This window comes from Candidatus Nitrospira salsa, from assembly GCF_965152625.1.
Genome location: NZ_CBCUCO010000003.1, coordinates 531474 through 556310, shown reverse-complemented (window position 1 = coordinate 556310; position 24837 = coordinate 531474). Strand labels below are relative to the sequence as shown.

Annotated in this window: 20 protein-coding genes; 12 read left to right on the top strand and 8 right to left on the bottom strand. The window is 46.1% G+C overall.

All coding sequences use genetic code 11. The annotated features are described in order from the left end of the window. Positions 1 to 86 precede the first annotated feature (86 nt). Positions 87 to 1673 carry a glycine betaine ABC transporter substrate-binding protein gene (locus ACWQXP_RS13865; RefSeq protein ID WP_454063466.1) on the bottom strand — a complete coding sequence of 529 codons (1587 nt, stop codon included), beginning with the start codon at positions 1671 to 1673 and terminating at the stop codon, positions 87 to 89. A gap of 12 nt (positions 1674 to 1685) precedes the next feature. Beyond that, a complete protein-coding gene (locus tag ACWQXP_RS13860; protein WP_454063465.1) occupies positions 1686 to 2429 on the bottom strand; it encodes an ATP-binding cassette domain-containing protein in 744 nt (247 codons plus the stop codon). A gap of 328 nt (positions 2430 to 2757) precedes the next feature. Between ACWQXP_RS13860 and ACWQXP_RS13855 the strand changes: the two genes are divergently transcribed. From ACWQXP_RS13855 to ACWQXP_RS13845, 3 genes are all read left to right on the top strand, one after another. Next, positions 2758 to 3975: an SUMF1/EgtB/PvdO family nonheme iron enzyme gene (locus ACWQXP_RS13855; protein WP_454063464.1), complete on the top strand. Its 1218-nt coding sequence runs from the start codon at positions 2758 to 2760 to the stop codon at positions 3973 to 3975. 112 nt (positions 3976 to 4087) lie between these two features. Then, positions 4088 to 6448, top strand: a complete 2361-nt coding sequence (locus tag ACWQXP_RS13850; protein ID WP_454063463.1) for an energy-coupling factor transporter ATPase — start codon at positions 4088 to 4090, stop codon at positions 6446 to 6448. After that, positions 6445 to 7218, top strand: coding sequence for an energy-coupling factor transporter transmembrane component T family protein (locus tag ACWQXP_RS13845; RefSeq protein ID WP_454063462.1), 774 nt, complete (start codon positions 6445 to 6447; stop codon positions 7216 to 7218). The genes ACWQXP_RS13850 and ACWQXP_RS13845 overlap by 4 nt, the downstream gene beginning before the upstream one ends. Before the next feature lie 119 nt (positions 7219 to 7337). On the opposite strand, the gene ACWQXP_RS13840 is transcribed toward ACWQXP_RS13845, so the two are convergent. The 4 genes from ACWQXP_RS13840 to ACWQXP_RS13825 form a co-directional block, all read right to left on the bottom strand. Further along, positions 7338 to 7910, bottom strand: coding sequence for a DUF4114 domain-containing protein (locus ACWQXP_RS13840; RefSeq protein WP_454063461.1), 573 nt, complete (start codon positions 7908 to 7910; stop codon positions 7338 to 7340). 706 nt (positions 7911 to 8616) lie between these two features. Beyond that, positions 8617 to 9207 (bottom strand): DUF4114 domain-containing protein, encoded by a 591-nt coding sequence (locus ACWQXP_RS13835; protein ID WP_454063460.1) that lies wholly within the window; start codon positions 9205 to 9207, stop codon positions 8617 to 8619. A gap of 662 nt (positions 9208 to 9869) precedes the next feature. Then, positions 9870 to 11813 carry a prolyl oligopeptidase family serine peptidase gene (locus tag ACWQXP_RS13830; RefSeq protein ID WP_454063459.1) on the bottom strand — a complete coding sequence of 648 codons (1944 nt, stop codon included), beginning with the start codon at positions 11811 to 11813 and terminating at the stop codon, positions 9870 to 9872. A 184-nt stretch (positions 11814 to 11997) separates the two neighbouring features. Next, complete coding sequence (locus ACWQXP_RS13825; protein ID WP_454063458.1) at positions 11998 to 12204, bottom strand: hypothetical protein; 207 nt, start codon at positions 12202 to 12204, stop codon at positions 11998 to 12000. A gap of 253 nt (positions 12205 to 12457) precedes the next feature. Here ACWQXP_RS13825 and ACWQXP_RS13820 point away from each other — a divergent pair, with 253 nt between their 5' ends. Next, complete coding sequence (locus ACWQXP_RS13820; protein ID WP_454063457.1) at positions 12458 to 12763, top strand: DUF167 domain-containing protein; 306 nt, start codon at positions 12458 to 12460, stop codon at positions 12761 to 12763. Positions 12764 to 12993: 230 nt separating this feature from the next. On the opposite strand, the gene ACWQXP_RS13815 is transcribed toward ACWQXP_RS13820, so the two are convergent. Next, on the bottom strand, positions 12994 to 14157 hold the full coding sequence (locus ACWQXP_RS13815; protein ID WP_454063456.1) for a M28 family peptidase: 1164 nt from the start codon (positions 14155 to 14157) through the stop codon (positions 12994 to 12996). Positions 14158 to 14369: 212 nt separating this feature from the next. On the opposite strand from ACWQXP_RS13815, the gene ACWQXP_RS13810 reads away from it, so the two are divergent. The 7 genes from ACWQXP_RS13810 to folE all read left to right on the top strand — a co-directional run bounded on the left by ACWQXP_RS13810 (position 14370) and on the right by folE (position 22492). Beyond that, on the top strand, positions 14370 to 17465 hold the full coding sequence (locus ACWQXP_RS13810) for a VWA domain-containing protein (protein ID WP_454063455.1): 3096 nt from the start codon (positions 14370 to 14372) through the stop codon (positions 17463 to 17465). 16 nt (positions 17466 to 17481) lie between these two features. Beyond that, complete coding sequence (locus ACWQXP_RS13805) at positions 17482 to 17886, top strand: hypothetical protein (RefSeq protein ID WP_454063454.1); 405 nt, start codon at positions 17482 to 17484, stop codon at positions 17884 to 17886. A 132-nt stretch (positions 17887 to 18018) separates the two neighbouring features. Continuing rightward, entirely contained in the window at positions 18019 to 18960 is a 942-nt protein-coding gene (gene mdh, locus ACWQXP_RS13800; protein WP_454063453.1) for a malate dehydrogenase, read from the top strand. 667 nt (positions 18961 to 19627) lie between these two features. Further along, positions 19628 to 20908, top strand: a complete 1281-nt coding sequence (nuoF, locus tag ACWQXP_RS13795) for an NADH-quinone oxidoreductase subunit NuoF (protein WP_454063452.1) — start codon at positions 19628 to 19630, stop codon at positions 20906 to 20908. Between the two features lie 40 nt (positions 20909 to 20948). Continuing rightward, complete coding sequence (locus ACWQXP_RS13790; RefSeq protein ID WP_454063451.1) at positions 20949 to 21305, top strand: 2Fe-2S iron-sulfur cluster-binding protein; 357 nt, start codon at positions 20949 to 20951, stop codon at positions 21303 to 21305. 77 nt (positions 21306 to 21382) lie between these two features. Beyond that, positions 21383 to 21796, top strand: coding sequence for a 6-carboxytetrahydropterin synthase (locus ACWQXP_RS13785; protein WP_454063450.1), 414 nt, complete (start codon positions 21383 to 21385; stop codon positions 21794 to 21796). A gap of 72 nt (positions 21797 to 21868) precedes the next feature. Next, a complete protein-coding gene (folE, locus tag ACWQXP_RS13780; protein ID WP_454063449.1) occupies positions 21869 to 22492 on the top strand; it encodes a GTP cyclohydrolase I FolE in 624 nt (207 codons plus the stop codon). Positions 22493 to 22808: 316 nt separating this feature from the next. Here folE and ACWQXP_RS13775 read toward each other — a convergent pair whose 3' ends face one another. Then, positions 22809 to 23660 (bottom strand): alpha/beta fold hydrolase, encoded by an 852-nt coding sequence (locus ACWQXP_RS13775; RefSeq protein ID WP_454063448.1) that lies wholly within the window; start codon positions 23658 to 23660, stop codon positions 22809 to 22811. A 220-nt stretch (positions 23661 to 23880) separates the two neighbouring features. Here ACWQXP_RS13775 and ACWQXP_RS13770 point away from each other — a divergent pair, with 220 nt between their 5' ends. Next, positions 23881 to 24603 carry a PEP-CTERM sorting domain-containing protein gene (locus ACWQXP_RS13770; RefSeq protein ID WP_454063447.1) on the top strand — a complete coding sequence of 241 codons (723 nt, stop codon included), beginning with the start codon at positions 23881 to 23883 and terminating at the stop codon, positions 24601 to 24603. The last annotated feature ends 234 nt before the right edge of the window (positions 24604 to 24837 follow it).

Below are 24837 nucleotides of genomic sequence, written 5' to 3'. Positions count from 1 at the left end.
AATTGACCGGATAGACATAGTATAAAAGGGAATGGAAATTGTTGCAACTCTTCTTTTTTTTCGAGCATAGCCAGCGTTCACCGTATTTATCTTGCCACAATTCCCTTTGGTTTGACCCAGCGTTCAACGATGCTGAGTATTCCATCGACAATCAAAGCCAGAAGAGCTGCAGGTAACGCTCCGGACAAGATGAGCGTCGTATTGGCGAGTTGAAGTCCTGACACAATTGGAACGCCTAACCCGCCGGCACCGATGAATGCCGCTAATGTTGCGGTGCCAACAGTGATGACAGCAGAGGTTCGTATGCCCGCCATAATGACTGGTGCTGAGAGGGGGAGGCGAACCCATGAAAGAATTTGCCATTCGGTCATGCCGAGTGCTTTCGCAGCTTCGACCGCAGATGGAGCGGTATCTCGCAGCCCCGAATAAGTGTTGCGAAGAATGGGAAATAATGAATAGAGCCACAAGGCCATAATGGCTGGAAGAGCACCTATCCCAAATATTGGAATCATAAAGGCTAATAGTGCGATCGATGGAATCGTTTGAGTCATCCCAATCAGGCGGATTAGGGGTTCTGCAAGGTTTCGTTGACGTTCCAGTATGAGGCCGAGCGGAACGGCGAGAAGAATTCCCAAGCCCAATGCCAGTCCAGCGAGGCTGATATGTTCTCCCAAGTGAGATGCCAGAACATGTTTATGTTCCCATAAATATGGGAAAAGATGTGTGGATGTCGAAGTTTCTGAAGAAGATGTCTGTTTGGCTTTTTGAAGGAGACCGATGGATACGAGCGCATCATGGGCGACATGTTTGACGGAATCTCCTTTCTCTTGAAGCCGAAGGTTGAGCGTTTGCATCGATTGGGTATCGAGAGAATTGGTGAGTGAAGCGAGGGTTGTTCCAAGTTGAGGGAATTGTTGCAGGGTTTCGCCTCGAATTAACACGGCAGCTTCATAGGGTGGAAAGAAATGACGGTCATCTTGTAAAACCGTTAAATCATAGACGGCAAGTCGTCCATCAGTTGTGTAGACATCAAGCACATCCACCTCGCCGGTATCGATAGCTTGATATTTGATCGTCTGTTGCATGGTCACGATCTCTTTAAAGGTAAGACCATATTCTCGTTGCAATCCAGGAATCCCATCAGGACGTTGGACGAATTCATAGCCCAATCCTGCTCGCAGAGTTGAGGCAATTTTTGTCAGATCAGAAATCGTGTGGAGATTCAATTGTTCTGCCCGGGTTTTTGAAACGGCTAAGGCATACGAATTTTCAAATCCTAGTGGACTTATCCAAACCAGATTCCATTGTGACAAGAATTCAGCACGGACATGGTTGAGTGTATCTTGTGGGCTTTTCATATGAGGTTGACCAAGGATGCTCACCAACCCTGTTCCCGTGTATTCCGGGTATAAATCAATAGATCCCGATTTGAGTGCTTCAAACGCGACTTGGGTGCCAGCAAGTCCCAATCGACGAGTCACGGTGATATCGGTTTTTGCCTCAATGAGTTGTGCCATTATTTCTGCAAGCAGTCGATTTTCCATGAAATTTTTTGACCCAACCACGAGACGTTTTTCAGGTGTTGGGGTCTGCGGATTTGATGCGTACAGCCATACTGGAGAGAGGATGAACAGTAACGGATAGATATGTAGCGCGAGGCGTGCTAGCATCATGGGTTTCCAAGTTTAAGGGGCGAGAACATGTTGCAGTAGGCTTTCGACGTATGTATTCGTTGGACAATTCATGAGCTCTTTTGGTGACCCGACCTGCATGATGTGTCCTTGTCTTAACACCGTGATTCGATCTCCGAGACGAATGGCTTCACGAAGATCATGTGTGACAAGAACCATGGTTTTGTTGAGACGTTGCTTGAGATCTAAAAACTGATTTTGTATGTCGATCCGCGTGAGGGCATCAAGTGCACCAAATGGTTCATCTAACAGAACGATGTCCGGGTTGCCAGCTAATGCCCTTGCGACGGCGACCCGTTGTCGCTGACCCCCGGAAAGTTCTGCCGGATAGCGTGCTAGGTATTCTTCGGGAGCAAGGCTCACAAGCTCAAGCATGGTCTTGATTTGGGCGTGACATTGGTGGGGAGACCACCCAAGAAGTGTCGGGACGAGGCCGACGTTTTGTTCGACTGTCCAATGTGGGAGAAGCCCGCCATCTTGTTGGACATAGCCAAGCCTTCGTCGCAGTTCAATGGGGTTTTCATGATTGGCGCTCTTGTCTTGAATGCGAATTTCGCCGGAAGTTGGTTCGTCTAGTCGATTGAGTAGCCGCAAAAGCGTGGTCTTTCCCGACCCACTTTCGCCAATGAGTGCCATCGTTTCTCCTACCTGCACGTTCCAATTAATATCATGTAACGCGTGAACCCCATTCGGAAACTGTTTCGTTACATGGCAGGCTTCAAGTGCAAGGTGAGACATTGGACAAAAGAACCACGTATCCCAGATAAAGGTCTATCGATTTGTCGGATAATTCATACTAACATTTACTGTGAGCTTCTGAAGAAGAATACCAAGGACGGTCTTGTCTTGCCAGAGATTGTCTTGTGATATGAAGATTACCTGTTGACGGAAGGAATATCCATTTAAAATATTGTCACGTTCCTATAAGCTTTGCTAACCTTCATGGGGTTGGTATCTACATGATAGGTGCCGCAATATATTGAGCTAATTGGTATGACCCCTTTTGAGGGGTTTTTTATTGACAGCTATACGTGTGTATGTTTTGTCTGCGTGTAAGGAGGAGCTTATGATTTCTTCAGCTGTACTCCCTGAGGCGTTACATCAAGTTCGTTCATATATGGATGAGATGTTTTCACTCATTCATCCTACCTCGTTTTATGAACGGGGAATTCCGGAACGTCATCGGCTGATTTTTTATCTGGGACATGTTGAGGCCTTTGATTGGAATCAAATTTGCCGATGGACGCTGGGAAAGCCTTCGTTTCATGAAGAGTTTGACCAATTGTTTGAAGCTGGAATTGATCCAGAACAAGGAACGTTGCCTCTTGATCAACCTTCTGACTGGCCATCGCTTGATGAAGTATTGGAGTATAACCGTCGAGTACGCGAAGAGATCGATCGCTGTGTTGATGAGGCCCCTACCGATATTTTGCATATTGCCATTGAGCATCGATGGATGCATGTTGAGACTACCGCATTTATTTTTCATCACCTCGCTCAGAATGCTAAGTATACCCCGACTTTACCTACGCCTCCTGTGATCTCGCCTCCTGTGCACGAAATGCTTGAAATACCCGAAGGATTCACAACCCTTGGGAGTGATGTGTCTGACAAATTTGGTTGGGATAATGAGTTTAATGGATATGAGACCGTTGTCCCGGAATTTTTAATCAGTAAATATAAGGTCACCAATGGTCAGTATCTTCAATTTGTTCATGAAGGCGCAGCCCCTCCATCGTTTTGGTTCCAACGCGGGGGTGCGTGGTTTCTCCGGACCATGTTTGGGGAATGTCCGTTGCCCCATGATTGGCCAGTTTATGTTTCTCAAAGTGAAGCACAAGCCTATGCCACGTGGGCTGGGATGGAACTCCCGACTGAGGCGCAATTTCATCGAGCGGCTTACGGCACGATGAATGGAGAGGAACGATTGTTTCCATGGGGAAACGAATGGCCCAAAGGCATTCATGGCAATTTTGGCTTGAAACATTGGGACCCCGTTTCTGTCACCGCTCATCCTGCAGGAGAAAGTGATTTTGGAGTGGCTCAGCTCGTTGGCAATGGCTGGGAATGGACGTCCACGCTGTTTCACCCTTTTGAAGGGTTTACCCCTCATGCAACGTATCCTGGCTATTCAACCAGGTTTTTTGATGAGGATCACTATGTGGTGAAGGGGGCAGGTCCTCAAACGGCGGCTTGCTTGCTTCGTCGATCCTTCAGAAATTGGTTCCGTCCTAATTACCCTTATGCTCATGTCGGGTTTCGATGTGTTCAAAATGGTTCGTAATGTGAGGGTGGGAATGATAACGCTCAGCCCGACCTTTATTCCTACCTAACCGACTTGGTCCATCATGAATCGTGGTCGCTCGTGTTGGCCTTCGTGTGATGGGATGTCTTCCTTGACATCTGTCTGGCGAAACACGACGCTGATTGTGTTAACTGCTCAAATTGCCGCCATCTACGCGGCCATTCTTATTCCTTTCAAAGTTGGTATACCCATTATTCCAGGTTTTGTTGAGCTACGTCCTGCGAATGCGATTCCTCTCGTTTCCTCTCTCCTCTTTGGTCCCCCGGCTGCTTGGGGAGCCGGAATTGGCAATCTCATTGGCGATTGCTTTGGAACATTAGGTCCAGCCAGTATCTTTGGGTTTTTGGGAAACTTTTTGTTGGGCTGGATTCCGTATGTTATGTGGGGAAATCTTGGTCCGCTTTCATCGGGAACCCCTCCTTATCTGAAATCATGGAAGCAAGGCGTGGAACTGATGACGATTTGCATAGTGTCATCTGCCGTGTGTGCAGTGACGATCGCTTGGGGCGTTGAATTATTAGGGTTGCTCCCTTTTATGGTCCTTGCTCCCGCCATTTTTTTGAATAATGTCGTTATGGGAATGTTGCTCGGACCACCGTTGCTCGTGTTTCTGTATCCCCGTGTGAAACGGTGGGGGTTGTATTATCAAGATTTCTACGATGAGCAGATGGAGTTGCAAGACTCGAAATTCGCTCAATTAGACTCGGAATATCTAAATGGATCACCCACGACGACTCAAGATGATGGATTGATGGTCAAGGTAGAAGATGTCACATTTCGCTATCGTTCTCATGAGGAGTTAGCGTTGAATCGTCTTTCGTTGCAGGTTCGAAAAGGTGAGTGGGTTGCGATCATGGGACAACGAAGTTCAGGGAAATCAACCTTATGTTATTGCCTGAATCGGTTAATCCCGGCATTGATTCCTGGACAATTTTCTGGAGTCATTACCATTGATGGACAAGTCCTGGCACATCAGTCAGTTTCGAGTATAGCCGTTAACGTTGGACTTGTTTTTCAGGATTTTGATACGCAATTAATTTCAACGAATGTCGAACGAGAAATAATTCATTCTCTGGAGTATGTTATTCCACCCCTTTCGTTGAATGAACTGAGAGAGCGGATTGAATCGGCTTTGCGTCAAGTTGGTCTCGAAGACTTCTCTTCTCGTGACCCTTTGACGTTGTCAGGAGGGCAGCGTCAACGGTTAGTCCTGGCTTCCGTGTTGGTTTGTCATCCGAATTTGTTGGTCTTGGATCAACCGATGACTGATCTTGATCCACAAGCACGGCAAAAACTCAAAGACCTGTTTGACATTTTAAAAAAGCAAGGTGTCACGATCGTTCTTTCAGAGCAGGAGTTTTTTGATGTGTTGCAGGCCGATCGTCTCTATGTTCTTGATCACGGCCAAGTTTGTTGGGAAGGAACTCCGCATGAATTATTTCGATCTCCCAGTCTGACAACGAAATTTGGCCTTGCATCGTCTCCACTCGCAGAATGTTTTGTTGATTTCGACCTCCCGACATTACCGGTGACCGTCGAAGAGGCGTGGCGCATGACCGATGAACTTGGTCTCACATTAGTCCCAGAAGGTGACAAGAATAAAAAAGATGAACGTATCGATGGGGCATATTTAGTAGGAAATGGGTCTGTGCCGCTGATTCGCTTTGATCGTGTTTCTTTTGAATATACTCAAGGCGTTCGAGTGCTGAACGATGTATCACTGGAAATCATGCAAGGTGATTTTGTCGCAATATTAGGCGAAAATGGGTCGGGAAAAACGACGTTAGGAAAACTCGTTAACGGACTCCTGCTTCCATCTGACGGTAATATTATCGTGACTAGTCATGATACGAAAAACACTTCAATGAGTGAATTGTCACGTAAGGTTGGATATGTCTTTCAAAACCCCGATCATCAGATCTTCGCAGAAACTGTATGGGATGAAGTGGGATTTAGTATGAAAAACTATGGATTCCCTATTGATGAATATGAGCGACGGATTGTGGATGCGTTGATGGCCGTCGGTTTGGATGTGAGACACTACCGATTCGAAGACCCATTTTCTTTAACTAAAGGTGAACGACAGCGGGTGGCCGTCGCTTCGATTCTTGCTGCGAAACCAGATATCCTGATTTTCGATGAACCGACGACGGGGCTTGATGCAAAAGAAACTGATCGAATGATGAAGATGATTCGCCTCTTACATGAGCAGGGGCACACGATTGTCATGATTACCCACACGATTCAACTTGTTGCTGAGTATGCGACTCGTTGTGTGTTGATGCATGACGGAATGGTCTTCGCTGATGCGCCGACCCGTGAAATTTTTTCTGATCCATCACTGATGAAGGCCGCTGCCCTTGAAGTTCCAGCTGTGACGAGGTTTAGTCAACGTTGGGGGCATACGCTATTGACTGTTGAAGAAGTAAAAGAGGCACTTCGACTCTCATGAACATTTCTCTTTATCTCGATCATGATACCTGGATTCATCGGTTAGATGCCCGCACCAAGGTCCTTGCCGTCTTGGCTCTATTTACCCTCGCGTTGTTGTATACTAGCCCATTATATCTTGCGGTTGTCTGGAGTCTGGTCATACTAGGAGTGGCCAGTGCCCAGGCATTCGCCAATATCCGAAAAATTTTGGTTCTTCTCGTACTGTTATTTTTGTACAGTGCCGTAATTTGGCCATTTTTCGTTGAAGGTTCTACGCCTGTCTTTCATTTGTCTTCTATTCTGATAACGGCAGAGGGTTTGACATTTGGGATCGGTATGGGCTTACGACTGAATATTATGGTTATGAGTGGAATCTTATTGCTTTCGACGACAAAGCTTGAGGATTTCGCTCTCAGTCTTCAGCGGTTTGGCCTGCCTTCTTCAATGAGTTTTGCCTTGTCTCTTGCGTTTCGCTGGGTTCCGACATTGCTTCGCTCGAGTAGCATGATTGTCCAAGCACAACGGTCTCGCGGATTAGACCTTTCCTCAGGCACTCTCATTGATAAGATTCGCGGTTATTCGCCGTTGGTTGTTCCTCTCATTGGTCATACGCTTCGACAAACGACACTCCTGGCCATGGCGCTTGAGTCGAAAGGGTTCAGTCCTAGCCGTCGTCGTCATACCTATATCCATTCACAAATGAACGTTCTTGACTACGGTGTCTTGTTGGTGGCAGTTGTAATGGTTGGGGTGAGTTGGCGATTGCGAGTCATGGGATATGGAGTTTGATCCGTGGTGTAAATTTCGCTCATTGTAAGGTCAGTTGAGAATCTACAAAAGACAACGCCCTCTCCATTTTCATGGTGAGGGCGTTATGCCTTGGAATCTTACAATCTTGAGAATATTGATTACTGTTTAACGGATGGTTTATTTCGTAAGCGCCAGGCCGCTAATCCCATAATTCCCGACCCTAATAAGATGACAGTCGATGGTTCAGGGTTTTGAACTAAATTTTTTCCGGCTTCGGTGTTTGAAAACGAAAAAATCAAGTCATTGTAATCTTTATCTCCGCCACCAAGAAGATCTTCAAAGCTGACTAAAGTCTCATTGTTTCCAAATGAATCATCGATAAATGCATGTGCAATGCCATCAATGTTATTGGCTGCACTACCGGAATAAAACGTGTTGCCTGTGTTGTGGACTTCCAGTCGAAAGTTCAGTGCCGTTCCCGCAGTAAAGTTTCCTAAATTAAAGGTCGAACCACTTGCTTGATTTGTTGTAAAGATTTTTGTGTTTCCCAGATACAGTGAGCTGGTGTAGCCGGCATTGCTTCCCTGAAAGGTGGCTGTGACATTGCCGTCATGTTGAACTACGATGTTTCCTCCCAAGACTGACGTGGCCATGGAATGCCCAGGAAATAAAAAGATTCCACATCCTATGAGAGCGAGAGTAAACCCTTTGAGGTGTGTTAGTGGTTTCATGATTGCGTTCCTCCAGTTATGACAATGTATGAATTTACTATTGGCCTACTATCTTTCAAGAATATGATGATCATGCAGATTGCTACGAGGTTTGAGTAAAGTTTATTTTTCTATATAAAGTAGCAAATATGAGACCAAGGAGAAGAGTTTCGCCGATACGGTATCGTTTCGTTTCTTTGCTAAGATTTCCTGCAAGTTTCTTTGCTCTCTTCTAGGTCTGCCGTCTGATGAAGGGCAATTGAAGATGAGCCATCAATGTGAAAGCTGAAAAGGTATTTGACAAGTTCTCGTCATAAGTCAGGACCTAAGTGGCATCATTCAACAGATATGTGATGGAAGTGAAAAGAACTCTGAAGATTTAGGGATGTCAGTATTGGAAATAATCTCGACAAGATCTATAGCGAATCCAATTAATTTCTAGTTTATGAGGAAAAGGAAGCCTAGGCTACGACCGTTGTGTCTCCCGAGTCTCGCTAAAGGGCCGCCAACGTTGAACTCTGTTTTGCCTTCGGCATGGCGATTGAAGGTCGCCTAGGCGACGATGGTTGTGTCTCCCGAGTCTCGCTAAAGGGCCGCCAACGTTGAACTCTGTTTTCCCTTCGGCATGGCGATTGAAGGTCGCCTAGATCATTAAAAAAATACCGCTCTTTTCAAAGATAATGAAAAGAGCGGTATGTGAGAACACTCGTTTTTGGTTGAACGAAAACTACTTATTGAAGGATCGTTCTTTTCTCAAGCGCCAAGCGGCTAGTCCGATAATCCCTGACCCTAATAAGATGACGGTGGATGGTTCTGGATTTTGCACGAGGCTTTTGTTTGTGTCTGCATCAAGCTCGGTGTTGGTGTTGGAGAAAGAGAATAGCAAGTCATTGTAATCCTTGTCGCCTCCTCCAAGAAGATCTTCAAAGCTGACTAGTGTTTCACCCTGCCCAAAAGAATCATTGACGATTGCATGTGCGAGGCCATCGACATTATTTGCGCCACTTCCAGTATAAAAAGTCTGGCCGGTGTTGTGAACTTCAAGTCGAAACTGTAACTGGGTGCCAGCAGTAAAGTTTCCTAAATCAAATGTCGAGCCACTTGTCTGATTTGAGGTAAAGATCTTTGTGTCCCCCAGATACAGTGAGCTGATGTAGCCCGCATTGGAACCCTGAAATGTGGCCGTGACATTCCCGTCATTTTGAACTGCCAGGGATCCGCCCAACACTGATGTCGCGAGTGATGGGGTCGGTAGCAAGAAAGAACAACCTAAAAGTAAGGCTATTGTTGCTTTTTTCATATGGCTTACTGTCTTCATGTCACGAAGTCTCCTATTTTGTGAATCGACTGAGCGTCGATTGATGCGATTCGTGGAATTGACTTTATCGCTGAACTTGTTAACTTTCCTCTAAATTTAATGTCTTAATTAGATTTAATCTTTTATTCTTATGTGCAATTTAGATATTCTCACAAGATTACTTTAGTAATTAGGCAATATTAATACCATTTATTTATTTTTTGATATTTTAGTTCATAATATATTGATTTTATTAGTATTATAATGAATTCGTATGTTATATCATGCTTGAATTTTGTGAGAAAATGTAAAAAATGAGACAGAAAGTGAAAAAAAGTCTGACAAAATGAAAAAATATTTCAATAATTTACAATATAAGGTTCAATCTCGTGTCATAAAAATCATAAATTATAGCGAATCCAATTAATTTCCAGTTGAATGAGGAAAGGAAACCCAGGCGACGGTGGTTGCATATCTCTCGCAGGGTTGAAGGGGTTGCCAATGGTGAGACCTTGTTTGCCTCTGATGATAGGTCGCCTAGACAGTGCAATACTGCGGCCTCAAACATCGGAAGTTATTTGAAACGTCTATAACTAGGTATTTTATGATGAAATCTACCAGCTAAAAAAGTCGACACCCCATGACTTTTTATTTCAGGAGCCTAGTTGTGATGGGGTTGCGTCTTATTCGTTGAAGATTTGTATTGGCGTAAGGGGGTCTGCAGGAGAAAACGAAAAGATTCTCGAATAAAAATATAACTCAGCATCCAAAACATGTTTAATATTTTTCGCGCTTCGAAAGCCATGTTGTTCACCTTCAAATGCAACATAGGCAACTGGAAGTCCTTTTTCTTTAAGTGCTTCAACCATTCGTTCCGCTTGGTTAGGCGGGACCACTTTGTCTTCTAGTCCTTGAAAAAGAATAATGGGGCAAGAAAGCTGATTGGCGAAATGGATAGGGGAACGTTGGCGATACAGCTCTTTCTGTATCGGGTAGGGGCCGATTAACCGATCTAAATAGCGTGATTCAAATTTGTGAGTATCGCGAACAAGGGCTTCAAGGTCGGAGACGCCGTAATAACTTGACCCTCCCATAAAGATGTTGTGGAAGGTCAGTGCACATAATGTCGTATACCCACCGGCACTACCTCCGGTTATAGCCACTCGCCTCGCATCAACATTTCCACGATGAATAAGAAATTGGACGCCGTTAATGCAGTCGGTTACATCGACGATTCCCCACTGTCCATGTAACCGTTCTCGATAGGATCGTCCATAGCCCGTACTGCCTCCATAGTTCACATCTAAAACCGCAAAGCCACGACTCGTCCAATATTGGATCATCAAGTTGAACGATTGTCCGCACGACCCTGTAGGGCCTCCATGACTTTTTACGATCAGTGGAGGACGTTCATCTGAGGGGGGACGGAAATCTCTATTTTGAGGTGGATAGAAAAAGGCATGAGCATGCTCTCCATCGTCAGTTGGGTACTCGATAGCCTCTGGAGTGGAAAGATAGTCTTGATGAACGGGAGCATTGAACGACCGATGAAGGATCTCAGATTTTTTCGTGATCAGGTCAATTCGAATGAAGGCGGTAGGTTCTGTTGGAGAGCTTGCCGTGCAATACACACCATTTCCTTTAACTTGAATTCCCTCGATATCTGTATAAGGTAAATCAAATGAAGTCAGCGTGTGTAACTCGGTATCCAGGCAGCCAAGATGCCATGTACCTTTCTTCGTATAGGCACAGATGATGTGGTGAGAATCTTGGAAGGCATAGGTTGAGAGGCCTAAGTTCCATAGAGGCGCACCAAATTCGGCTTCCAACTGATATAAGGCTTCAATGTGATCGTTGTGAAAGCTGTACAGATTCCACCACCCGGTTCGGTCGGAGATGAAATGAAGTTTACTCGACGGAGACCATTCCGGTTGGAAAATTGACTCGCTTTCCCCTCCTGCTACATACCTGGCGTGTAGTAACAATCCATCGGAGTGAATGTCGGCGACCCATAATTCGGTTCCGTCCCAAGGCATGTTGGGGTGGTTCCATGCAAGCCAGGCGAGTTGATGGCCATTGGGACTCAATCGCGGGGCGGCATAGAAGTCGTGTCCATTGACAAGGATTTGTCCGTATGTCTTCTGGGAATCTTCGTTCAACGAAATACTGACAATAGAATTTGTCGGTTCGCGGTGAGAATCCGAATGGTCTTCCCTGATACCCATAATTCGGTTGTGGTGATGATCCATCGTGAAGTCGGCGTAGCGATACGGGCCTTCGGCCGTCAAGGGGGTGGCGGCCGAATCATGATGATCCTGTCGATAGAGCCGTTGATCAGAAAAGTTTGAAAAATAAAGCGTGCCATGTGACACGAGGTACGCGCCTCCCCCATATTCGTGTACGCGTGTTCGAACATTGAGCGGGGATTGAGTCAGATCAGTCATGCAGGTATCTGGCGTTCGACGAACGATAACATTCCGTCCGCCTTCGGTTGGACGGCTTTCCACCCAATAGATATTTTCCCCATCCAGACGTTGTTGGCCGAGTTTAATAGCTTCGGAAACAATCAATTCAGATGTCAGTGGGGACTTCCATGAACCAAATGGGGCAGTTTGCGGTGTAGGCATAACGTGAATCTTTCTCCACAATGCGATGGTCAGGCGTGCCGCAAGGCATGGACAACGCTTTATCTCACTGGAGAATTATAAGAAAATCGTGCTGAATTTTGAACGAGGAGATGGGTTGGCCACAGAAAAACGCTTCACGCTAGAGAATCGTGAAGGTATTTGAAAGGCTGGGCAACGTGATGTACTAAGCTTTCACCGAAAGCTTCATGCGAGAATGTTCATCAATGGCGATGGCGGCATAGTTTGAAACATTTTTGATGCACCGGCCACAACAGCTGTTTTTGTCATCGATTCCGAGCGTGGAAGCTAAGAGTTTCGGGCAGGTGATGCCTTCACGTCCTAAGGTTCGAACATCTGATTCTTTGATGCCTTTGCAAACACAGATGTACATGTCTTCCCTCTTGAATAAATGTGATTTTTATTTAAATACGATATTGATAACCATTTTCAATATAGTTAATTGTACTCGTTGCTTTTGAGGCTGTCAACCCTAGGACGCATAAAATTCTCTCGAAAGTTGCGTCATGTAAGTTATTGAAAAATAATGATATTTTATGTTTAACCCTATCAGTTTCTGTTAGTTGTTTGATGTTGTTAAACGAAGTATGGTGTGTCGTGAGGATGTCGTGTTTTGAGGAAGTCACATGTTTGATGATTGTATACAGAAAACAGCTAACGGAGTAATTTTAACGATTCATGTTCAACCTCGGGCTGTTCAAACAGAATATGTTGGTGTCTACGGTCAAAATTCCTTAAAGTTTCGAGTCGCTGCTCCGCCAGTAGATGGAGCAGCCAATGCAGCACTCTGTCAATATCTTGCGGACCAGTTTGATATCCCCAAACGTTCTGTGGTTATTGAATCTGGGACCGGAGGACGTCACAAACGCGTCTTGCTGAAAGGTCTGTCGGTGGAGCACGTGAAGCAGAGGTTAGGCTGCTATGGACGGTGATAGCTTTTTACAAACAGCTAGATCACGTTTATAGCCGTTTCCAATAAATTCCGCATCTTTGTGGTGAGTTATCGCGCGGGGTTAGTTGGTAGGCCTCAGCTGGACCTGGACACATGTCATTGATACATCAGGTCGATGGCGAGGTCACGCAGTTGAATGCCATAGAAGATTGCACCTTCTTGCATGGTATTGTGTCCAGACATTCCTACTGTTGGATTCGGTATAAATCTCTAAAGGAGAAACGCGGCAGGAAAGTTGGCTAAGAGGCCCTGCATGCGAAGTGAGGCTCGTTCTAATCGTTTGACGTCATGATGACTAATTTTGTCAAAATGAAGCTTTTTGATCCATTGTTCATCGGCTTTTAATTTCAAAAGTGAAGCGAAAGACGTATTGGGTATGCAGGTATTCCGGCTTGCGGCTTTGGTAATGAGTGGTTGGAGCGTCTTGACTTCCTCAACAAAATCAATCCTGTTGGGTAGAAACTCAAATGGCTTGCGGTCTTCATTCAATTGATGAAATACGTTAATGAGCCATTGAGTGGTCAAGGCCATGCGTTCGTAATGTAGCGTATCAGGAAGGTCTGTCGGCTGATGGTATCGAGGAGTTCGTCCGGCAGAGAGGAACAAAAAAGGTACCGAAGCATTTCGAAAGGCGTGATAGTCGCTAAATGGTGTGCGGCCTAATAGGGGGATTTCTTCGATCACATGCATGCCCAATGGTTTGATGAGAAGTTTTTGATTCTTCAAACTGGGAAATGACTGGTTTTTAATATGCCGATACAGGCCTGGACTGTGTTCGGCGCCTGCGGCAAAGACGACGTGTTGAAGCGGTTCCCAATGGACGCCTCCCATGAGCTCAAGGATAATCACAGTTTGCAGGTTTTGGGGATTTTCTATTTCACGAGGCAGATGATCTAAAAAGTATTGTGAGCCAATCAGTGCGTATGGGGGTTCTTCAGCATTAAATGCGACAAACACCACTGAATAATGTTTGAGTGACGGCAATGCCATGGCTGTTTCAAGAAGCATCGACACGGCTGCAGCATTATCATCAGCTCCAGCATAGATGCGCCCTCCAGTTTTTCCCAGGTGATCATAATGGGCTCCGAGCAGAAGCCATCGATTGGTGGCGGTTTGAGAATGCGCGCGACGGATGCCAATGAGATTGTCTCCAATCTCCGGTGAGATTTGTTGCCGGTAGCCATTCAAAGAAGAAAGAGGTTCGAGTTCAGCTTGTTGAAATGTGTTGACGATATAGCGAGCGGCTGTTTCATGTCCTGGAGTTCCTGGTTTCCTGCCTTCAAGTTCTTGGCTAGCAAGAAACTCTACATGACCTCGCAGACGGTGAGCGAGCTTGGAGGTGATTGTTAGTGAAGTGGGGTCAATCGCAAGCATGTCTAAAGCTTTCGCTTGATGGTGATCATGGTACTGGCCTTATAGAAGGAAGCCGCATTGTACAAAGCGAAGCAAGTCTTTCGCTAGAAACGTATGAGAGGGTGGGAAATTCTTGTGAGATGATGTTAAGGTCTCAGATCGATGAAATGGCTTCATTTACAAGAGAATTCTCCATTTTTATAATCTACAGACCTTTCACTGTGCAATTTGATATGAACGCGCCTTCTTCACCCATTTCCACTTTGCTGAACTTGCTTTTGGATCGTCACGATCAAGCGACGGCCAATGGCCTTCGAGACGATCTTGTTGGTCGAGGAGTGGCCGAGACCGTCCTGGAACTCTGTGAAGAGCTTCAGGATGCCTCATCAAAAATCGCGAGTGAAGCGGTTTGGACCTTAGCCGAATTGCATCGCCGTTGTGGGCTCGATACGGTCATTCCGTGGCTCGATCTTGGCATCAGTCTTACGCAGTCACGGGGAGCACTTGGCCTACGATACTTTAAGGAAAGTCCGTTGATACTTGGGGTACTTGAGACGTCAGACGCGCGCATGACCATATTGCAATTGACGCTTGAGTTGGCCGATGGATCGTCAGATGTTGCTCCGAACTGCGCCTTAGAATTCTTTAAGAAAGCCCCTGAACTGTTACTCGAAATTCCCATGTCTCAACTTCAAGCATGGGCAGAAATCGGTATGGAATTGGCGCAGTGGGATTATGTCTTAGGAAACGAATTCTTTCATGAAAGCCCATCGATTGCTCATGTGATCTCTCAAGAGCAGGTCAGAGATTGGATTGGGTTTGGGATGAAGTTGGTGACGAATAATTCGTTGGGGAAAACGGACTATGTGGGCACCATCGAATATTTCCGGTCGAGCCCTGCGATTTTGAGTGAGATTCCAGAAGATGAGGTAAAGAGATGGGTGATCAAGTTGGGTGCCTCGCTTGCGGAGCAGTCTCCGTCACTCGCGATTTCGTTCCTTGCGGACTGTCCTCGTCTGTTCGGGCTTTTCCCCTCGACCGATTGGAAATTGCGTGTCGTCAAGTACGGACTGCTTCTTGCTGATCGAGATGCTGAAGCCACCCTTGCCTATGTAAGCCGAGCTTCCGAAGTTCTCCGGCTCACTGGAGAGTCGGATAATGCCATTGACGTGTTTGAAGAATGGTATCGCAGTGGGATGGAGGTTTTGGAGTACAGCGCAGAAGCGGCTCGTGCGTACTTTGCTCTTGAAACGAAAAGTGCACTGACTGCGGTTGAGCGGTCAATGCAGGGAGTACCGCTTCGTCAAATTGCACGGACTCTCAAATTATTTGCGCAAGGCATGTGTGGATCGGATATCTCGATCGAAGCGCTCCCTGACTCCTCGCCCGCCTCGACGCCGTCAGAAGCAGAGGTGAAGCATTGTCGAGCTCAGGTCAGTCCTGATGGAAAATCTATTTTTCTTCCTACGCTGATTCGAGAAGGCTTATCACGTGAGCACAATATTCGATTGTACACGGTCATGACGGCCCATGAAGCGGGGCACTTGGAATTTGGAACCTATCGCGTTGACTTGGAGCGACTTCATGGCCTAGCTCAAGAGGTGCGTGCGCGCTACGCTGCGCACTCAGAAGCAGACCATGATCCTCAGCCAAAGAACCTTGGCGAGCTTTTTGCCATCTATCCACAACGGGGCGTCATTCAGGACCTGTGGGAAATTTTAGAAGATGCGCGAGTCGAATTTTTATTGCAGCATGAATATCCCGGGTTACATCATGATCTGAGATTGCTCACGAAAGAGGCGGTGAACACCCGATCATTTCTTCATGGTATGACGGTTCGTGAAATTGTGCTCGATGCGCTACTCTTACGGTTTGCTGGGGAGCCATCAGGGATTGGCGAACAACAAGATCTTCAAGAGGTTGTCGCCCGAACTTGGGAGTTGGCTCAAACGATTTTGCATCCAGAGGCGACAGCTGAAGACGTCATCGTTCTGGCCGATCGTCTGTACCAGATCTTGGATGAGATGGTGGCTCAGTTGAGTTCTTCCGACAAAAACCAGCTTCGAGAAGTTGATGGAGAAGAGTCCTTAGATCTTGGTGCAGGTCCGCGAGCGGCTGAAGAAACGTCCGATGAGTATCGACCCATTACAAATTTGACCTATCGCGGTGCCATGAATCCGGATTTAGTCCAGGGACAGGGTGCTGAGGATTCTGGGGGACAGTCTTTGGAGGATGATGCTCTTGAGGAGAAAGCGGCAGCCTTAGATGAGGGTTATTCATCACAGCGGGAACATCCGACAGACCAATCGCCACGCAAAGATATGGACCAACGTGATGCTGGAAACACTCAGCAAGAGTATGGGCAGTCCCCACTCGAGCAATGGCTTGACGTGGAACAAGGGCAACGGAATATTCAGCGAGCGACGCAAAATGGGCCACAGGAAATTTTCTATGACGAATGGGATGGGACGTTGCACGATTACCGGCCTCGATGGTGTCGAGTGATTGAGTCGATTGGCCAAGAAAGCAGCTCGGAATTTGTCGACCATACGCTCGCGACGTATGCTCAAGAGATTCGGTTGCTACGTCGCTACTTTGAAACCATTCGACCGACCGCACTACGCCGCCTTGGCGGGCAGGATGTAGGAGACGATATCGATATCGATGCGGTCGTGAATCGCACTGTAGATAAACGAGTGGGAGGTGAGCCTTCCGATCGTGTCTATCTTCGTCGTGAACGGCATGATCGTCAGGTGGCTGTCGCCTTTTTGATTGATATGAGCGGGTCAACTGGACGACAAATTGGGTCTGGATCACGACGAGTCATTGATATTGAAAAAGAGGGACTCATTCTTTTGTCTGAGGCACTTGGAGCCATTGGTGATGAATATGCGCTATATGGATATTCCGGACAGGGGCGTGGGCAGGTGGAGATCACCGTTCTCAAAGATTTTGATGATAGCTCGCTCAGTCGCACGGCATTGCGTATTGGGGCCATTGCGCCGATGAAACAGAATCGCGATGGCGCGGCGATTCGTCATGCCGTTCGTCGCTTGCTGCAACAGCCGGCACGCACTCGGTTATTAGTCATTCTCAGCGATGGCAAGCCGCTTGATGATGGCTATGGCGATGAATATTCATTGGAAGATACGAAGATGGCGTTGCGGGAAACACGCATGAACGGTATTCATCCATTTTGTATTACAGTAGATCAGGAAGCGGGAGACTATCTCACCCGCATGTATGGTGATGTGGGATTTGTTGTCGTCGATGATGTGAGTGGTTTACCGATGCGGCTCCCGGGAATCTATCAACGGCTTACGACGTAAGAGGCAAAGATTGTTTATGAGTGAAGAACGTTCAGACCGACAAGTGCCGCCTTGGTTGTATAAATTATTTACTGGTCATCAATATCCCTATGTTCGACGCCAGGCCAAATTTGGGCGGAAAGACCGGAAACCTGGTGAAGAGTCGCGAGAGCCGACCCGTCCAGAAATTGATGAAAAGTTTTGGGAGATTTACCCTGAATGTTGGGTGAAGGTGCTACAAGAAGTCAAAACCGGGATGATTGTCAGTTTTATAGAATTAGGCAGCTATGAGCCCGGAACCTATCAAGAGCTTGTGGATGGTCCTGAAGCCTTTCTTGCCCGGGAGTATGGTAAAAAGAAAATCAAAATTAATTTTTATCAAGGCGATAATTTTGTTTGTACCATTAATTTCAAAGTCGATGGCTGGACTGGACATGACTAGTGCACCTGTCATTCTCATGTTCAACAGCGAAGCCATGCACAACAAGGATGTGGCCGCAGGTGGTGATGCCATATGAAGAACCGTGCACTAGTGCACCTGTCATTCGAATAATCTTGCAACGAAGGTAAAACCATGAGAAGACTGAAAATTACGGTGGTGGGAGCAGGGAATGTTGGAGGGTCGATCGCTCAACGACTTGCTGAAAAAAATTGGTATGATGTCGTGCTCGTGGATATTGTGGATGGCATGCCACAAGGCAAAGCCTTGGACCTTGCTGAGGCTGGGCCAGTGTGTGGCTATGACTCCAAGATGGTGGGCGCGAATCAGTACGATGAGACCTCGGGATCATCCGTTGTGGTCATCACGTCTGGTATCGCGCGAAAGCCCGGTATGAGTCGTGACGCCTTGATTGAAACAAACACCAAAATTGTTTCGTCTGTGGTGAAGGAAATTGTTCAGCGTTCTCCTGATGCGATCATCATTATTGTGGCCAATCCACTCGATGCGATGACGTATGTCGCCTATCGCGCGAGCAACTTTCCGAAACAACGAGTACTTGGTATGGCTGGAGTGTTGGATTCTGCTCGTTTTCGAACATTTATTGCTGAAGAATTACGTGTCTCAGTGGATAATGTGCAAGCCATGGTTCTGGGAGGCCATGGAGATGCGATGGTGCCGTTGATTCGATACACCACGGTCGCGGGTCGTCCGCTTGATGAGTGGATGTCTAAAGATAGGCTTGAGGCACTCGTCAAACGAACACGACAGGGTGGTGCGGAAATCGTCAATTTGCTCAAAACCGGGAGTGCCTATTATGCTCCTGCCGCTTCTGCCGTTGAAATGGTTGAAGCGATTGTGCGGGATCAAAAGAAAATCCTTCCCTGTGCAACGCTGTGTGAGGGAGAATATGGATTTGATGGGGTATTTATGGGAGTCCCTGTGAAATTAGGCGGAGGGGGTGTAGAAGAAATTATTGAATATCAACTCACGCCAGAAGAAAAAGCTGCTCTTCAAGTATCGGGTAAGGCAGTCCAGGATTTATGTCAAAAAGTCGACCTACTTCTTGTGACATAACTATCTTGTTCTCACGCATTCGGTAGATTCCTGACAATTTATTTTCTATCTTTATTCATTCCCGTGGAGAATAAGGCCTATGAATTTTGAGCCGGTAGGTCCTATGGCTGATTCAGTTATATCGAAACGATAAAGCGCCAACTTGTACAATGTTGATATCCAACACGTGAGATAATACGTCAATCATTGTCAGTACATCCAAGCGGGCATAATTTTCCAATATTTATTTATAGTGGGTCATGACGTAGGGTACTTGGATACCTATAATAAAGGCGTCAAAGGTTTAAGTCGCCATTATTGACTGCCCATTATTTACGCTTGGTCTTGTGAACAATCGTCTCCAATGTCTGGCTTGACTGGAACTTATTTGGATTCGCTATGGTAGTATGAAACAGATTACTCGGTAGAAATCGTAGATTATTAGGTGTGATAGAACAAGAGTATGAGGCCTGACTCTAACGCATTGACAATCCGTGAGTTTTATATAATGACGCGCTTGACGGCATCAGAGATTGAGCCGTATAGTTGGTGAATTGTGCCAAATAAATTCTTTTATCAATATCCAACCAACTATAGAATCTAGTACATGTATCCAAGTGTTCGAGGGAAGGCCTACGCCTCAAATGTCTAAAATTATTTAAATCGGGTACATGTGAGTGAGACGAAGATGACTGAACAACCAACCATAGCTGCTCGAGTGCTAGTCGGTGTTGAGGACGAGCCGTGGAAAGTTGAGCCGTATATGCGTCGTGGCGGATATGAAGCGTGGAAAACTTGCGTATTGAAAGAGGATCGTGAGTCAGTGATTTCTGTACTCAAGCATGCCCATCTTCGCGGTCGCGGTGGTGCAGGGTTTCCCACAGGCATTAAATGGGAAAAGGTGTTTAACCACCGAGAGAAAGAACGATATTTTGTCTGTAATGCCGGTGAGCATGAGCCAGGAACCTTCAAAGATCGCTATCTTCTCAAAAACTACCCACATCAATTACTTGAAGGCTGTCTTATCGGGGCGTTTACCGTGAACGCGAAAAAGGCCTTTATTTATCTGAATGCGGAATTTGAAGAAGAGCGTGCAAATTTTGAGAAGGCTATTGATGAAGCGCGTTCAAAGGGATTGATCGGGAAAAATATTCTGGGAACCTCCCTTGATCTCGATCTAGAAATATTTGATGGACATGGAAGTTATGTGGCTGGTGAAGAAACGGCCATGTTGGAATCGATGCAAGGCCGGCCTGCACAACCAAAACAGAAACCTCCATTTTATCCAACGGAATTTGGCCTCTACGGCAAGCCGACGTTGGTGAATAATGTGGAAACGTTATCAAATATTCCCGCAATTCTGCGGAATGGTGCCGGATGGTTTATGCAGGTTGGGACCGAGAAAAGCCCAGGAACTATGCTATTTTCACTCAGTGGGGCCATCAATCGTCCTGGAGTCTATGAACTTCCAATGGGTACCCCCATTCGTTACCTTATCGAAGAATGTGGCGGAGGAATTCCAAATGGTCGGGGACTCAAGGCTGTCTTTCCGGGTGGACCATCGTTTGCGATGATTGGGCCTGATCAACTTGATTTGCCTATGGATTTTGATTCGCTCAAAAAGGCTGGTACCGGGTTAGGATCTGCTGGAGTCATTGTGGTTGATGACGCGACCTGCATGGTCGCACAAACGCTAAAGCTCTCGAAATTTTTTGAGGTCGAAAGTTGTGGCCAATGTCCACCTTGTCGGATTGGAACCGGTGAGTTGGCCAAATTGGTTGAGAAAATTGAAGAAGGCAATGGGACGCAGAAAGACCTGGATCAGCTCTTACAAATTTGCGGATTTGTCAAAGGCACAGGGTTCTGTACCCTTGTGACGGGGGCGTCAGTCTTAGTCCAAAATAGCTTGCGAATGTTCAAGCAGGAATACGAAGAACATATCAAACTTCAGCATTGCCCTTTTAACTAACAGACTGTTCATGATGACTCATTGAGACTTTTTAATTTCGATGCCTCGTGTGACTTTTATACATCCTGAAGGGAAAAGTGGTGATGTTCCCGAGAATCTCACGTTGTTAGAGGCTGCTGACGTTCTCGGTTTTCCTCTGACTCATGATTGCGGCGGCAACGCTTCGTGTACGACGTGCCGGGTTGATGTTGCTATGGGTGAAGATAATCTTTCTGAGATTGACTTTGAAGAGCAGGATCTTTTGGATCGGGAGGCACTCACCGAGTCCTATCACCGACTGGGATGCCAAGCTCGCATATTGGGTGATGTGATGGTGCAAGTTCCTGAACAAAAGTGGGGAGACACCACATTGAACGATCAAGATTCCAGTTTGAATAACCCCAGTACACCCCAGTAACGTCGAAGCAAACCCTCTGAGATCCCCTCGCCCATTAGAGCAATATGTCTTCACATGGCTTGATTTGGAAATAAGACATGGCAACACAGGTAATGATGACTCAGATTTATTATTTTTCAGCTGCACACCGGCTGCATACTGAAGAGTTGAGTGCTGAGGTCAATCAAAAGATATTTGGAAAATGCAACAATCCTCATGGTCATGGTCACAACTATACCGTGTTAGTGACTGTGAGTAATGAAGCCGAACCGCATAATGTCATGATAGATCGCGAAGCCCTTGATCAATTAGTTCGAGCACGGATTGTTGACCGCTTTGATCATCAACATTTGAACCATGATCCGGCCTTTCAGAATGTTGTGACCACAGGTGAAAATCTTGCCAAACTCATTTGGGATTTATTAGTCAAAGAAATTCCTGATGGCCAGTTACAAAAAATTGGCGTGATTGAAACTCGTGATAACTATTTTGAGTATACGGGTGACCGTTAAGTAAGCTATTTGTCGGTACGATATTTTGACAGAAGATGACCATTGCTAAAGAGAAAGGATTGGCCCAAGTCTATGGGGAAAAAACGCGTTAGCACGGGTTCTCGAAAACCCAAGGTCACCTCTGAGACCACCGTCAAAGAGGTTCAATACACAAAATTAGAATCGACCGTTCACACGTTACTGCAGCAGCTTGGCGAAGACTCGACACGTCATGGTCTTCACGATACGCCTAAGAGAGTCGCCAAAGCTCTCACGTTTTTAACCAAAGGGTATCAACAAGATATTGATGTTCTCCTCAATGGTGCGTTGTTTCCGATTGACTACGACGAAATGGTCATCGTGAAAGATATCGACTTTTATAGTTTGTGCGAACATCATATGTTGCCATTTTTCGGAAAATGTCATGTCGGGTATATCCCTCGTAAGCATGTGGTGGGGCTTAGCAAAATTCCTCGACTTGTTGATGCGTTCAGCCGTCGCCTCCAAGTGCAAGAGCGTCTGACAGTACAAATTGCCAAGACGCTTCAGGAAAAACTCAATCCTCATGGCGTTGGAGTGGTCATTGAAGCTCGTCATTTGTGTATGAGCATGCGAGGTGTAGAAAAACAAAATACGATTGCGGTCACCAGTGAAATGCAAGGGGTTTTCCGAAAGCAACAACAAACGCGGGAAGAATTTCTCAAGCTTATTCGTTAAAGTTGACCAAGCCCAGGCCAAAAGTATTGAAGTTGATTGACCCGTCTCATGGAAGAGAGTATGATCACCTACATTAATTGGGTATTTTCATATTCCATGGATGGGACCGTTGCGCAGGAGGCGCTGGTCTAATACCGTTTCATTTTTCAACAAACGTCGTGAACGTTTTAGATGCAACTGGCCAAAACGTAAATGAGACGTCAGGGGTTTTTTTGAGTCTGGTTTTCCATTTGAATAGTATCAGGTCTGTCTCTTTTGATTTTGCTTTTAAGGACAAAGTGCCTGTAACTTGAATCTTGTAAGTCTCTCCGCTTTTTCATTCCTTTTCATTCCGAAATCTCATCGCATCATTTTCTGACTTTTTAAATCCTTTGCCCTTAATATTCCCAGAGAGAAATGTCTTTAACGCCTGATTAAAGGTTTCAGGTTGTTCATAGTTCGAGATGTGCCCGGCGTGAGGAATGGTCACAAGTTGAGCTTGGGGAATGCGTTCCGCTATGTAGTGAGATTCTGATGGTGGCGTGGCAACGTCATTTTCACCAACAATCACGAGAGTCGGGCAGGAAATTTTCGACAAAAGAGATGTTGAGTCGGGTCGTGCGGCCATGGCCATGAGATCGACGATGATGCCTGCAGATTGATTCTTCAGAATCATCGTCCGGACTTCTTCGACAAGATCTTTTCGATTTTCAGTGGTTGTAGCTGAAAGAAGCTTGGGGATCATCAGATCCGCAATGGCTGTTGGCCCTTGGGTGTGTGCCGTTTGCGCCATGGCTAATCGTCCAGCCTTTCCCTCTTCATTGTCTGCCTGAGCACGAGTGTCTGCGAGAACCAGTGCTGATACCATAGCGGGGAATTGTCGGTAGAACGCTAAAAGTGTATACCCTCCCATGGAGAGCCCAATAAATGTCGCGTGGTGAATGTCTAAATGACATAACAATTCATAGACATCTTTTGCATAGTCCTCCAGCGTGAAATTCCACAGTTGCGTGTCAGATTCTCCATGTCCACGGAGGTCGAGTGTGATGACACGATACTGTTGTTCGAAAACGGCAACTTGTGGTTTCCACATCTCATGCGATAACGGAAATGCATGGATGAAGACGAGCGGATGACCTTGGCCTGAATCAGTATAAGCGATATTAATCCCATTAATTGGTGTCTTCATACTTTCTCTCCTTCTGATTATACCCATATGTCACGGTGAGGATGGCGAGACGAACCTTCCCCTTCGCTTTTTTCGATGCCTTGTCTTAACATGTTTCTTTTGTATGATGAAATCATATTATTTTTTCTTTCAACTCTACTTCCTCTATGAATACAGGCTTGTTATGGGTTTTTGTGCCAATCTTATGTAGATGTCATGAACTTTTAGGGGGAGTTGAGCTATGAAACTTCGATGGATAGGGGTTTTGTGTGTGTGGTCGATAGTGTGCTGGAATGCTTCAGCTTTTGCTGTAACTCTGACAAATTCTGTGTCCGCATTCTCCGGCAATCAAGGACAAAATGGTTGGTTTTACGGATTTATCGATCAGACTGCAGGGAGGAGTTTTGAACAATTCGACACCTTTCTGCCTGGAGCCAATAGATGGGCGGCTTCAACTGCACAAATTGGATCGAACAACAATGAATTTTTAACGTTGAATTCAATGGGTGGACATCCAACTGGCTTAGGCCCCGATGCACAGGATGCCGTCATCTTAGCCGTGCGACGATACGTGAGTCCTGTGAATGGGAATGTGGATATTGCATTTGATCTGCGTAAGCAAAATATTCTGAATCCCAATGGAGGTGGTATTACTGGCCGTATCCTGGTGGATGGAACGGAAGTGTTTTCTCAATTTATTGCCAATATGGATGGAGTAGGAGTGCAGCAAACCATAACCCAGTCTCTCTTGCTCGGTTCTACCGTTGACTTTGTGATCGATCCCACCGGGATCGCAAATGGTCCAAATAGTGAATTGTCTGCCCGCGCCGACGGCACCATTTTTTCAGGTATACTTTCAACTAATACTGTTCCTCCCAATGCCGTTCCTGAGCCTTCTACGTTACTATTGTTTGGTACAGGCCTTGTGGGAATGATCGGGTGGCGTTTACGGCATTCGTTCTAGAATCCCCAGGCTAGATTATTAAAAAGAGCCCTCTCTTAATTGTAAGAGAGAGAGGGCTCTTTTTTTGTTTATCGCATAGGTCAAGTTTTCTGGGTCCGTCCATCAGGCACCCTCCCTCTAGTTTTGAGTAATTAACCGTCACCCTCTTCGGATACGACCAATACAAAGATAGACCGTCAGGTTGTCCTCATCTGCAAAACTGCTCTATTCTATACGTGTAAATGGACCAAGAAT

Bases quoted from the DNA above. Each gene is read 5' to 3' on its own strand.
- ACWQXP_RS13865 (WP_454063466.1), bottom strand. From the start codon at position 1,673: ATGATGCTAGCACGCCTCGCGCTACATATCTATCCGTTACTGTTCATC.
- ACWQXP_RS13860 (WP_454063465.1), bottom strand. From the start codon at position 2,429: ATGTCTCACCTTGCACTTGAAGCCTGCCATGTAACGAAACAGTTTCCG.
- ACWQXP_RS13855 (WP_454063464.1), top strand. From the start codon at position 2,758: ATGATTTCTTCAGCTGTACTCCCTGAGGCGTTACATCAAGTTCGTTCA.
- ACWQXP_RS13845 (WP_454063462.1), top strand. From the start codon at position 6,445: ATGAACATTTCTCTTTATCTCGATCATGATACCTGGATTCATCGGTTA.
- ACWQXP_RS13840 (WP_454063461.1), bottom strand. From the start codon at position 7,910: ATGAAACCACTAACACACCTCAAAGGGTTTACTCTCGCTCTCATAGGA.
- ACWQXP_RS13835 (WP_454063460.1), bottom strand. From the start codon at position 9,207: ATGAAGACAGTAAGCCATATGAAAAAAGCAACAATAGCCTTACTTTTA.
- ACWQXP_RS13830 (WP_454063459.1), bottom strand. From the start codon at position 11,813: ATGCCTACACCGCAAACTGCCCCATTTGGTTCATGGAAGTCCCCACTG.
- ACWQXP_RS13825 (WP_454063458.1), bottom strand. From the start codon at position 12,204: ATGTACATCTGTGTTTGCAAAGGCATCAAAGAATCAGATGTTCGAACC.
- ACWQXP_RS13820 (WP_454063457.1), top strand. From the start codon at position 12,458: ATGTTTGATGATTGTATACAGAAAACAGCTAACGGAGTAATTTTAACG.
- ACWQXP_RS13815 (WP_454063456.1), bottom strand. From the start codon at position 14,157: ATGCTTGCGATTGACCCCACTTCACTAACAATCACCTCCAAGCTCGCT.
- ACWQXP_RS13810 (WP_454063455.1), top strand. From the start codon at position 14,370: ATGAACGCGCCTTCTTCACCCATTTCCACTTTGCTGAACTTGCTTTTG.
- ACWQXP_RS13805 (WP_454063454.1), top strand. From the start codon at position 17,482: ATGAGTGAAGAACGTTCAGACCGACAAGTGCCGCCTTGGTTGTATAAA.
- mdh (WP_454063453.1), top strand. From the start codon at position 18,019: ATGAGAAGACTGAAAATTACGGTGGTGGGAGCAGGGAATGTTGGAGGG.
- nuoF (WP_454063452.1), top strand. From the start codon at position 19,628: ATGACTGAACAACCAACCATAGCTGCTCGAGTGCTAGTCGGTGTTGAG.
- ACWQXP_RS13790 (WP_454063451.1), top strand. From the start codon at position 20,949: ATGCCTCGTGTGACTTTTATACATCCTGAAGGGAAAAGTGGTGATGTT.
- ACWQXP_RS13785 (WP_454063450.1), top strand. From the start codon at position 21,383: ATGGCAACACAGGTAATGATGACTCAGATTTATTATTTTTCAGCTGCA.
- folE (WP_454063449.1), top strand. From the start codon at position 21,869: ATGGGGAAAAAACGCGTTAGCACGGGTTCTCGAAAACCCAAGGTCACC.
- ACWQXP_RS13775 (WP_454063448.1), bottom strand. From the start codon at position 23,660: ATGAAGACACCAATTAATGGGATTAATATCGCTTATACTGATTCAGGC.
- ACWQXP_RS13770 (WP_454063447.1), top strand. From the start codon at position 23,881: ATGAAACTTCGATGGATAGGGGTTTTGTGTGTGTGGTCGATAGTGTGC.